Here is an 11,375-nt window from a genome sequence, read left to right on the forward strand (position 1 = left end):
CGCCTGCGGTGTGGGCACCGACCAGCTGACCGGCTCCGGTGAACAGCTGGACCGGGTGCGGGGCGCCTACGAGGAACAGCTCGACGTGGTGGAGAAGGCGGGCGCGCAGTCCGTCCTGATGGCCTCCCGTGCGCTCGCGGCCGTAGCCCGCGGGCCCGAGGACTATCTGGAGGTGTACGGGCAGCTGCTGCGCCAGGCCGCCCAGCCCGTCATCCTGCACTGGCTCGGCCCGATGTTCGACCCGGCACTGCGTGGCTACTGGGGAAGCGACGATCTCGACGCGGCCACCGACACCTTCCTGCGGATCGTCGCCGGACATCCCGACAAGGTCGACGGCGTGAAGGTGTCCCTGCTGGACGCCGAGCGCGAGGTGCTGCTGCGCCGCCGGCTGCCGGCCGGAGTGCGCTGCTACACAGGCGACGACTTCCACTACCCCCAGCTGATCGGGGGAGACGAACACGGCTTCAGCCACGCCCTGCTGGGCGTCTTCGACCCTCTCGCGCCGCTGGCCGCCGAGGCCGTACGCCTCCTGGACGCCGGCGACACCGCGGGCTTCCGCGCGGCACTCGACCCCACCGTCGCGCTCGCCCGGCACCTCTTCGAGGACCCCACCCGCTTCTACAAGACCGGTGTCGTCCTGCTCGCCTGGCTGGCCGGCCACCAGGAGCACTTCACCATGGTCGGCGGTCTGCAGTCGGCACGTTCGCTGCCGCACCTGGCGCGCGCGTACGAACTCGCCGACGGCCTCGGGCTGTTCCCCGACCCGGAGCGTGCCGAGACCCGGATGCGACACCTTCTCGCCGTCCACGGAGTGCGCCAGTGACCACCACCGCGGGCCTGGCCCGCTTCTCCATCAACCAGCAGACCGTCAAACAGCTCTCGCTGCCCGAACTCGTCGCCGCCTGCGGCACGCTCGGCATCACCCGGGCGGGGCTGTGGCGCGAGCCCGTGCGCCAGTACGGACCGGAGGCCGCCGCCCGGCTGTTCCGGAACGCGGGAGTGACCGTGACGTCGCTCTGCCGGGGCGGTTTCCTCACCGCACTCGACCCGGTGGAACGACGGCACGCACTCGAGGACAACCGCGCCGCCGTGGACGAGGCCGCCGCCATCGGCACCGACACCCTGGTGCTGGTCTCGGGCGGTCTTCCCCCGGGGAGCCGCGACCTGCGGGGGGCGCGGGAGCGGATCGCGGACGCGCTGGCCGAGTTGGGCCCGTACGCGGGGGAGCGGGGCGTGCGGCTCGCGATCGAGCCGCTGCACCCGATGTTCGCGGCCGACCGCTGTGTGGTCTCCACGCTCGCCCAGGCGCTCGACCTGGCCGAGCGCTTCCCCGCCGGCCAGGTGGGCGTGGTGGTGGACACCTACCACCTGTGGTGGGACGACCAGGTCCCCGGCCAGATCGCCCGGGCGGGCGAGGGCGGCAGGCTCGCGGCCTTCCAGCTCGCCGACTGGGTCACGCCGCTGCCCGAGGGCGCGCTGCTCGGGCGGGGCCAGCTCGGGGACGGTGCGGTCGATCTGCGGGGGTTCCGCGAGCTGGTGGAGGCGACCGGCTACGACGGCCCGGTCGAGGTCGAGATCTTCAACGCCGGTCTGTGGGCGCGCGACGGCGTGGAGGTGCTGGCGGAGACGGTGGAACGGTACGTACGGCACGTGCTGGAGCCGGCCTGAAAAGAATTCGGGACGGCAGCACAACCGTTCCGGGACATCGGGGGTCTTAGCTGGTACTTGGGTCTCTTCGGGGGTGGAGAGACCGAGGGGGGAAACGAGGGGGTCCGGCTGTCCCGGCCGGGCCCCCTCGAAACATCTACGGTGCCGTCACGCGTCACGAAGCCGTCAGAACGGCACCCCGCAGCGCAGCAGTACGTTCGCGTACGGCCGCACCTCGCCCGTGCGCACCACCAGCCGGGCCTGCCGGGTGCGGTCCTTCAACTCCTCGTGCGCCACCAGCTCCAGGCCGGGTGAGCCTGGGGAACCGGAGGGGCCGGGGGAGCGGGAGTCGCCGGGGAACAGGCGGTCCAGCAGGGCAGCCGCGTCCGGGTTGCGGTCCCTGACCTCGGCCGCCGCGGTGGCGCCCTCCACCACCAGCTCGTCCAGCAGGCCGCCGAGTACCTCGGCGAACCGCGGCACTCCCGCCCGGAAGGCCAGGTCGACGACGAGCGGCCCGTCCGGGATGGGCAGACCGGCGTCGCAGACCATGACCTGGTCGGTGTGGCCCAACAGGGCCAGCGCGCCGGCGAGGTGGCGGTTGAGTATCCCCGACTTCTTCACGGGTCAGGAGAAGCTGTCGATGTTCTTCTTGCTCACGGTCTTCACCGGCACCTTGATCGTGGCGTCCACGTCACTGCCCTCCACCACCCGCAGGGCGTTGCGTACGGCCATCTTGCCCAGTTCCCCGGGCTGCTGGGCGATGGTGGTGTTCATCGTGCCCTTCTTGACGGCCTTGAGGCCGTCGGCGGTGCCGTCGAAGCCGACGACCTTGACCTGCTTGCCCGCCTTGCCGTCCAGCGCCTTGATGGCGCCGAGTGCCATCTCGTCGTTCTCGGCGAAGACGCCGCTGACATCGGGGTGGGACTGGAGCAGGTTGGTGGCGACGTCAAGGCCCTTGGCCCGTTCGAAGTCGGCGGGCTGTTTCGCGACGACCTTGATCCCCGGGTACTTCTTGATGGCCGTCATGAAGCCCTTACCTCGCTCGCGCGAGGCCGAGGTGCCCGGCTGGCCGCGCAGCACGATGATGCTGCCCTGGCCGTTGAGCTGCTTGGCCAGGCTCTTGGCCGCCAGCTCGCCTCCCCCGACGTTGTCGGAGGCGACGGTCGTCTCGACCTTGGCGCCGTTGACCGCACGGTCGGCGGCGACCACCGGGATGTCGGCGTTGGAGGCCGCCTTCACGGAGGGCCCCGCCGCGTCGGAGTCCACGGGGTTGATGATGATCGACTTCACGTTCTGGCTGGTGAAGTTCTGTATCTGATTCGCTTGTGTGGAAGCGTCGTTCTGGGCGTCCTGGATGTTCAGCTCGGCGCCCTGCGCCTTCGCCTCCGCCTCGGCGCCCTTCTTCAGCTCCACGAAGAACGGATTGTTCAATGTCGATACGGCAAGCCCCAGCTTGACGGACCCTTTGTCCCCGCTGTCGGCGGAGCCGGATCCGCAGGCCGTGGCCGTGAGTATCAGTGCGCCGGTGGTCAGTGCGGCGGCCGTGCTCTTCCTCGTGCTCATTGCTGCATTCCTCGCAGTCGACGGCAGATGAAACGAACGACGTGCTGGTCTCCCCACGCGCAGGTCATGCGCGACGACGGAGTGTATCGAGCAGGACGGCCAGGGCGATCACCGCCCCGATGACGACCTGCTGCCAGAAGGCGGAGACGTCGAGCAAATTGAGACCATTACGTAGAACTGCGAGGATGAGCGCACCGATCAGCGTTCCGGAAGCCTTGCCGACGCCGCCCGACAGACTCGCCCCGCCGATCACCACGGCGGCGATCGCGTCCAGTTCGTACCCCATGGCCGCCTGCGGCTGAGCGGAGGCGAGCCGGGAGGCCAGCACGATCCCGGCGATCGCGGCGAAGCCGCCCGACAGCCCGTAGATGACCAGCTTCTGACGGCGCACCCGGATGCCGGAGAGCCGCGCCGCCTCCTCGTTGCCGCCGATCGCGTACATCGAACGGCCGCTGTAGGTACGGGCCAGCACCAGCGCCGTGATCCCGCCCATCACCACCATCACCAGCAGCGGCACCGGCAGCCAGCCGCCGAGCGTCTCACCGACCGCGGCGACGGGGTCGGGGAAGGCGATCGGGGTGCCCTGGGAGAGGACGAGGGAGAGCCCGCGCCCGACCGAGAGCATCGCGAGGGTGGCGATGAACGGGGGCAGCTTGCCGTAGGCGATGAGTCCGCCGCTGACCAGGCCGCACCCGACGCCCGTACCGACCGCGAGGAGCACCGACAGCCAGACCGGCAGGCCTTCGTCGGTCGCCGTCCAGCCGAGCATGATCGCGGAGAGGGCCGCCACCGACCCGACCGACAGGTCGATGCCGCCCGCCACGATGACGAAGGTGACGCCGAAGGCGAGAATCGCGGTGACGGCCGCCTGCACGCCGACGTTGAGCAGGTTCTGGGTGCTGAGGAAGTCGCCCGACAGCAGTGTCATCGAGACGACCAGCACGGCCAGGGCGCTCAGCGCGCCGTTGTCCAGCAGCACCTTGCGCAGTACCGGCGGCAGGCCACCGCCACGACCGCCACCCGAACCACGGCCGCCCGCAGGCTCCTTGCCCGGCCGGTGCCCGTGTCCTGAGTGCTCTCCCCGGCCGCTGCTGCTGTGGATGTCAGTGGCCACGGAGGCCCTCCCTGTCCATGTCGGTGTTGTCCGGTACGGGCGCGGAGGTGCCGACGGCCAGCGCCATCACGGCGTCCTGGCTCGCCTCCCGCGCGGTGAGTTCGCCCGCGATCCGGCCCTGGGCCATCACCAGGATCCGGTCGCTCATGCCCAGCACCTCGGGGAGATCGCTGGAGATCATCAGCACCGCGTGTCCCTGTGCCGTCAGCTCGTTGATCAGCTCGTAGATCTCGACCTTCGCGCCGACGTCGATGCCGCGGGTGGGCTCGTCGAGGATCAGCACCTGGCTCCGTGCCAGCAGCCACTTGCCGATGACGACCTTCTGCTGGTTGCCCCCGGAGAGAGTGCCCGTGCGCTGCCCGATACCGGCCATCCGGACGCCGAGCCGGTCGGCGATACGGGCCGCCGACTCGCGTTGCCCGGACCGGTCCACGATCCCGGCGCGGGTCGCACCGCGCAGCGTGACCAGTCCGAGGTTGTCCTGCACCGAGGAGTCCAGCAGCAGTCCCTGGCCCTTGCGGTCCTCGGGAACGAGCCCGATGCCGGCGGTGAGCGCGGCGTTGATGTCGTGCGGGCGCAGCCGTCTGCCCCGCACCTCCACGGTGCCCGCGTCGTAGGGGTCGGCGCCGAAGACCGCCCGCGCCACCTCCGTACGGCCGGCGCCCACCAGGCCCGCCAGCCCCACCACTTCGCCCGCCCGCAGCTCGAACCCGATGTCGGAGAAGCGGCCGGCCCGGCGCAGTCCGGACACCCGCAGCAGTGGCGCGCCGCTGTCCCGCCCGGAGCGGGCGGACGTCGGCTGATCCTGACCGGTGACCCGCGGGTACTGCTGTTCGATGCTGCGGCCGACCATCATCCGTACGAGATCGTCGCGGGGGGTGTCCGCGCGCGCCTCGCCGACGCTGCGGCCGTCGCGCAGCACGGTGACCCGGTCGCCGAGCGCCGCGATCTCCTCCAGATGGTGGGTGATGAAAACGATGCCCACGCCGTCGGCGCGCAGCCGCCGCACCAGGTCGAACAGCTTGTTCACCTCGTCGGCGGTGAGGGCCGACGTCGGCTCGTCCATGATCAGTACGCGGGCGCGCAGGCTGAGCGCCTTCGCGATCTCGACCATCTGGGAGCGGGCGATGCCCAGTTCGCGTACTGGAGTGCCGGGGGCGATGTCCACGCCGACGCGGCCGAGCAGCTCGGCGGCGTCCGCCTCCATCCGCTTGCGGTCCAGCAGCCCGAAGCGGCGCGGCTGCCGGCCCAGGAAGATGTTCTCGGCCACGCTGAGGTGCGGCACGAGGTTGAACTCCTGGTGCATGGTGGCGACGCCGAGCCGTTCCGCGTCCTGCGCGCCGTGGATGCGCACCGGCTTGCCGTCCAGCAGCACTCGCCCGGTGTCCGCCCGGTGGACCCCGGAGAGGATCTTGATCAGAGTGCTCTTGCCCGCACCGTTCTCGCCGAGCAGCACATGCACTTCACCCGAGCGCAGCGCGAAGTCGACCCCGTCGAGGGCGACCACGCCGGGGAAGGTCTTGCGTATCCCTTCGGTGCGCAGCAGTTCCCGCGGCTGCGGCCGTGGCCGGTCGGCGGGTAGTGGGGGGTGCGGATCTGAGGTGGTCAACGGCTGCTGCTCCCTTCGCTCTCGCCGCAGGAGCGGCGCGTGACAAGGCGGGCGGAGAGGGTGACGGAGTCGGCGCACCGCCCCTCCACGAGGTTGATCAGTGCCTGCACGGCGCGGTGCCCCAGCTCTCCGGTCGGCTGCGCTATCGCGGTGAGCGGCGGGTCGGTGTGCAGGAACCACGGGATGTCGTCGAAGGCGGCGAGCGCCATGTCCTCCGGAACCCGCAGTCCGAGGCCGCGTAGTTCGTCCATCGCGCCCAGCGCCATCAGGTTGTCGGTGGCGAAGACGGCCTGGGGCGGGTCGGGCAGATCCAGGAAGGCCGCGGTGGCCCGCCTGCCGCTCTCGGTCTGGAAGTCGCCCTGCCCGATGTACTTCTCGGGCAGCGGCAGCCCGTGCGCCCGCAGCGCCGTACGGAAGGCCTCCACCCGTTCGTTGCCGGTGGTGGTCGAGCGGGGCCCGCCGATGATGGCGAGCCGGCGATGGCCGAGCGCGTACAGGTGGGCGACCAGGTCATGGACGGCGGCGCGGCCGTCGGCATGGATGACCGGTACGTCGATGCCGCGGATCCAGCGGTCGACGAAGACCATCGGGGTACGGGCGCGCACGGCGTCCCGTATCACCGCGGTGCCGCCGTCGGTGGGGGAGACGAGCAGTCCGTCGATGCGCCGGTCCAGCAGGGTGCGGACGTGATGCTCCTGGAGCGCGGGGCGTTCGTCGGCGTTGCCGATGATGACGCTGTAGCCGCGCTCGCGTGCCGCGTCCTCGACCGCGCGGGCGAGTTCGGTGAAGAAAGGGTTCAGCACATCGCTGATGATCAGACCGAGCGTGCGGGTCTGGTCGGTCCGCAGGGAGCGTGCGACGGCGTTGGGGCGGTAGCCGAGTTCGGCGACCGCCGACAGCACGCGGGCGCGGGTGTCCGGGCGCACGGCCGGATGCTCGTTGAGCACCCGGGAGACCGTGGCGACCGAGACGCCCGCGACGGATGCCACGTCCTTGATGCTGGTCAACTGCTGGGCCCGCCGTCGGTTTCGGGTGTCTGCCGGCAATCATGGTAACGATTACATCGGCTATCAGAACGGAGCGTACCCCGCCCGCGCAAGTGCCCGGTCTCCGGCCGTGATTGACGACCTGGCGCGCGATGCGCCAGGTCGTTGTCCACAAGGCTGCCGCGGTGTCGGTGCCCGGCGCTACCGTCTGTGACATGTCGTCGTTCCAGCACGCGGTGCTCGAGGCGGTCCTCGAGCGGATCACCTATGCCAATGAGGACAACGGGTACACGGTGGCCCGTGTCGACACCGGCCGTGGCGGCGGCGAACTGCTCACGGTCGTCGGCTCGTTGCTGGGCGCCCAGGTCGGCGAGTCGCTGCGGATGGAGGGCAGCTGGGGCTCCCACCCGCAGTACGGACGCCAGTTCACGGTGGAGAACTACACGACCGTCCTCCCCGCCACCGTGCAGGGCATCCGCCGCTATCTCGGCTCCGGCCTGATCAAGGGCATCGGCCCGCGGATCGCCGAGCGGATCGTCGACCACTTCGGCACCAGCACGCTCGACGTCATCGAGGAGGATCCGCGCAAGCTTGTGGCGGTGCCCGGGCTCGGACCCAAGCGGACGAAGAAGATCGCCGCGGCCTGGGAGGAGCAGAAGGCCATCAAGGAGGTGATGATCTTCCTGCAGGGCGTCGGCGTCTCCACCTCCATCGCGGTGCGGATCTACAAGAAGTTCGGCGACGCCTCCATCTCCGTGGTGAAGAACCAGCCCTACCGGCTGGCGGCCGATGTGTGGGGCATCGGCTTCCTCACCGCCGACCGGATCGCCCAGGCCGTCGGTATCCCGCACGACAGCGCCGAGCGGGTCAAGGCCGGGCTGCAGTACGCGCTGTCCCAGTCCACCGACCAGGGGCACTGCTATCTGCCCGAGGAGCGACTGATCGCCGACGCCGTGAAGCTGCTTCAGGTGGACACCGGCCTGGTCATCGACTGCCTGGCGGAGCTGGCGGGGGAGGAGGAGGGCGTGGTCAGGGAGACCGTGCCGGGTGAGGACGGGCAGCCGGTCACCGCCGTCTACCTGGTCCCCTTCCACCGGGCGGAGCTGTCGCTGTCCGGCCAGCTGCACCGGCTGCTGCGGGCACCCGAGGACCGCATGCCCGCCTTCCAGGACGTCGACTGGGACGCCGCGCTGAGCTGGCTCGCGGGGCGTACGGGGGCCGAGTTGGCCCCCGAGCAGCGGCAGGCCGTGCGGCTCGCGCTGAGCGAGAAGGTCGCCGTCCTCACCGGCGGGCCCGGCTGCGGCAAGTCCTTCACCGTGCGCTCGGTGGTCGAGCTGGCCCGCGCCAAGAAGGCCACGGTGGTGCTCGCCGCGCCCACCGGCCGGGCCGCCAAGCGGCTGGCCGAGCTGACCGGGACGGAGGCCTCCACCGTGCACCGGCTGCTGGAACTGAAGCCGGGCGGGGACGCCGCGTACGACCGGGACCGGCCGCTGGAGGCCGACCTGGTCGTCGTCGACGAGGCGTCGATGCTCGACCTGCTGCTGGCCAACAAGCTGATCAAGGCCGTGCCGCCCGGTGCCCACCTGCTGCTGGTGGGGGACGTGGACCAGCTGCCGTCCGTCGGAGCCGGCGAGGTGCTGCGGGATCTGCTCGCCGAGGGCGGCCCCGTCCCCGCCGTCCGGCTCAAGCGGATCTTCCGGCAGGCCCAGCAGTCCGGCGTGGTGACCAATGCACACCGCATCAACTCCGGGGCGCAGCCCGTCACCCACGGATTGAGTGATTTCTTCCTCTTCCCCGAGGACGACACCGAGGAGGCGGGCAAGCTCACCGTCGATGTGGTGGCCCGGCGCATCCCGGCGAAGTTCGGCCTCGACCCGCGCCGCGACGTGCAGGTGCTCACCCCCATGCACCGTGGTCCGGCGGGGGCGGGGGCGCTCAACGGGCTGTTGCAGCAGGCGGTGACGCCTGCCCGGCCCGACCTGCCCGAGAAGCGCTTCGGCGGCCGGGTTTTCCGGGTGGGTGACAAGGTCACTCAGGTACGTAACAACTATGACAAAGGCGCCAACGGCGTCTTCAACGGCACGGTCGGTGTCGTCACCGCGCTGCACCTCGACGATCAGCGGCTGACGGTGCGCACCGACGAGGACGAGGAGGTGGAGTACGCCTTCGACGAACTGGACGAACTGGCACATGCCTACGCCGTGACCATTCACCGCTCGCAGGGCAGTGAGTACCCGGCAGTGGTGATTCCGGTCACGACGGGGGCCTGGATGATGCTCCAGCGCAATCTGCTCTATACGGCCGTGACCAGGGCAAAGCGTCTGGTGGTATTGGTGGGCTCACGCAGGGCGATCGGCCAGGCAGTGCGGCAGGTCTCGGCGGGGCGACGCTGCACCGCTCTTGATCACCGGCTGCGGGGAGCACCGTTCGCCGCCGGAGACGGGAGCGGTCCCCGGGGGTGACCTCGGCCTGTCGAGGGTGCAGGATGAGGAGAAAGAGACGGCACTGCGTGCCACCAAGGAACCCTTTGGCCGACCCCGAGTGCACCGCACGGCACGAAGTGGGGGACAGTGGAGAGGGTCAGGGCACCTCGAAGATGAGGCACTACGTCGGTGAGGGATGACGTGAGCGACAACTCTGTAGTACTTCGGTACGGGGAAGATGAACACAGCTACCCCGTCATCGAGAGCACGATCGGTGACCGCGGTTTCGACATCGCGAAGCTGCGCGCCGAGACCGGTCTGGTGACCCTGGATTCGGGATACGGCAACACCGCCGCGTACAAATCCGCCGTGACCTACCTCGACGGCGAGCGGGGGATTCTGCGGTACCGCGGTTACCCCATCGAGCAGCTGGCGGAGCGGGGCACGTTCCTGGAGACGGCCTATCTGCTGATCAACGGCGAGCTGCCCACCGTCGACCAGCAGGCCGCGTTCAAGAACGAGATCACTCAGCACACCCTGCTGCACGAGGACGTCAAGCGCTTCTACGACGGCTTCCCGCGTGACGCCCACCCGATGGCGATGCTGTCGTCGGTGGTCAGCGCCCTGTCGACGTTCTACCAGGACAGCCACAACCCGTTCGACGACGAGCAGCGGCACCTGTCGACGATAAGGCTGCTGGCCAAGCTGCCGACGATCGCCGCCTACGCCTACAAGAAGGCCATAGGGCATCCGGTCGTCTATCCGCGCAACGACCTCGGGTACGTCGAGAACTTCCTCCGGATGACCTTCTCCGTGCCGGCTGCGGAGTACGACCTGGACCCGGTCGTGGTGAACGCCCTCGACAAGCTGCTGATCCTGCACGCCGACCACGAGCAGAACTGCTCGACCTCGACGGTCCGGCTGGTGGGCTCCTCGCAGGCCAACATGTTCGCCTCGATCTCCGCGGGCATCAACGCGCTGTGGGGCCCCCTGCACGGCGGCGCCAACCAGAGCGTGCTGGAGATGCTGGAGGGCATCAAGAACTCCGGCGGCGACGTGGACGCCTTCATCCGCAAGGTGAAGGACAAGGAAGACGGCGTGAAGCTGATGGGCTTCGGGCACCGCGTCTACAAGAACTTCGACCCTCGGGCGCAGATCATCAAGGCGGCCGCGCACGATGTGCTCTCCGCCCTGGGCAAGAGCGACGAACTGCTCGACATCGCCCTGCGGCTGGAGGAGCACGCGCTCAGCGACGACTACTTCGTCGACCGCAAGCTCTACCCCAACGTGGACTTCTACACCGGTCTGATCTACCGGGCCATGGGCTTCCCGACCAGCATGTTCACCGTGCTGTTCGCCCTCGGGCGGCTGCCCGGGTGGATCGCCCAGTGGCACGAGATGATCAAGGAGCCGGGCTCCCGTATCGGCCGTCCGCGGCAGATCTACACGGGCGTGGTCGAGCGCGAGTACGTCCCGGTCGAGTCCCGCTGACCCCGTCCGTAACCGCGGTTGCGAGCGGCGCCCGACGCGTTCACGGCCCTCCGGAAGACCCCATCCAAGCGGAATGGGGTCTTCCGTTCGTGCAGATCTATGGAGAGACATAGGTCACAGAAATTGGGGGGTAACCATTGGTTAGGGTCGGACGTCTAACCGGGTGGCAGCGGCCTCCCGGCGGAGCCGCCGTCACCGTCGAGTGCGTCCTTGGGGGGCGGACCCGGCAAAGCAACAGAGGCAAGCGTGCCCGGGGAGCTTTGAGCGGCCCTCCCGCCCGTACGTGCAGCCAGTAGGCACCCGGCCAGGATCCCGTGGGGGGAATCCATGACCGGGAAACGGAAGCGCCCCGTCGACAGGCCCGTGGGGGGACCTGCTCGGCGGGGCGCTTTTCGTTGTTCCGCGCGTGCCGAGAATGACCTGGGGACACCTTTCCCGATCGCTCCCCCGAAAGAGTCGAGGAGGCGGGAGTCCGACACATCAGGCGTCACAGGGTCTTTACTCTTCCCTCACTTGATCGGGTCGAGGGCTCCACATAGCGG

General features: G+C 69.7%; 7 protein-coding genes and 1 pseudogene. 4 read left to right on the forward strand and 4 right to left on the reverse strand.

Going from position 1 to position 11,375, the window contains the following annotated elements:
* A partial coding sequence (locus ACRDP3_RS24200) for a DUF993 family protein (RefSeq protein WP_431519116.1) occupies positions 1 to 823 on the forward strand: 823 nt, incomplete at its 5' end.
* Complete coding sequence (locus ACRDP3_RS24205) at positions 820 to 1,668, forward strand: sugar phosphate isomerase/epimerase family protein (RefSeq protein WP_431519117.1); 849 nt, start codon at positions 820 to 822, stop codon at positions 1,666 to 1,668. The genes ACRDP3_RS24200 and ACRDP3_RS24205, both read left to right, overlap by 4 nt.
* 165 nt (positions 1,669 to 1,833) lie before the next feature.
* Here the strand turns inward: ACRDP3_RS24205 and rbsD are convergent, their stop codons facing one another.
* From rbsD to ACRDP3_RS24225, 4 genes and pseudogenes are all read right to left on the reverse strand, one after another.
* Complete coding sequence (gene rbsD, locus ACRDP3_RS24210) at positions 1,834 to 2,268, reverse strand: D-ribose pyranase (RefSeq protein WP_431519118.1); 435 nt, start codon at positions 2,266 to 2,268, stop codon at positions 1,834 to 1,836.
* A 3-nt stretch (positions 2,269 to 2,271) separates the two neighbouring features.
* A pseudogene (locus ACRDP3_RS24215) lies at positions 2,272 to 4,210 on the reverse strand (ABC transporter permease/substrate-binding protein).
* A 103-nt stretch (positions 4,211 to 4,313) separates the two neighbouring features.
* The gene (locus ACRDP3_RS24220) at positions 4,314 to 5,933 is read right to left on the reverse strand and encodes a sugar ABC transporter ATP-binding protein (protein ID WP_431519119.1); all 1,620 of its coding nucleotides are present in this window, start codon (positions 5,931 to 5,933) and stop codon (positions 4,314 to 4,316) included.
* The gene (locus ACRDP3_RS24225) at positions 5,930 to 6,940 is read right to left on the reverse strand and encodes a LacI family DNA-binding transcriptional regulator (RefSeq protein ID WP_431519120.1); all 1,011 of its coding nucleotides are present in this window, start codon (positions 6,938 to 6,940) and stop codon (positions 5,930 to 5,932) included. Before ACRDP3_RS24225 ends, ACRDP3_RS24220 begins: the two co-directional genes overlap by 4 nt.
* A gap of 194 nt (positions 6,941 to 7,134) precedes the next feature.
* Between ACRDP3_RS24225 and recD2 the strand changes: the two genes are divergently transcribed.
* Together recD2 and ACRDP3_RS24235 are read left to right on the forward strand one after the other, a co-directional pair.
* Complete coding sequence (gene recD2 / locus ACRDP3_RS24230; protein WP_431519121.1) at positions 7,135 to 9,381, forward strand: SF1B family DNA helicase RecD2; 2,247 nt, start codon at positions 7,135 to 7,137, stop codon at positions 9,379 to 9,381.
* A gap of 162 nt (positions 9,382 to 9,543) precedes the next feature.
* Positions 9,544 to 10,833: a citrate synthase gene (locus ACRDP3_RS24235; RefSeq protein WP_431519122.1), complete on the forward strand. Its 1,290-nt coding sequence runs from the start codon at positions 9,544 to 9,546 to the stop codon at positions 10,831 to 10,833.
* Positions 10,834 to 11,375: the final 542 nt, after the last annotated feature.

It is taken from the genome of Streptomyces sp. (assembly GCF_050698815.1).
GTDB lineage: Bacteria > Actinomycetota > Actinomycetes > Streptomycetales > Streptomycetaceae > Streptomyces.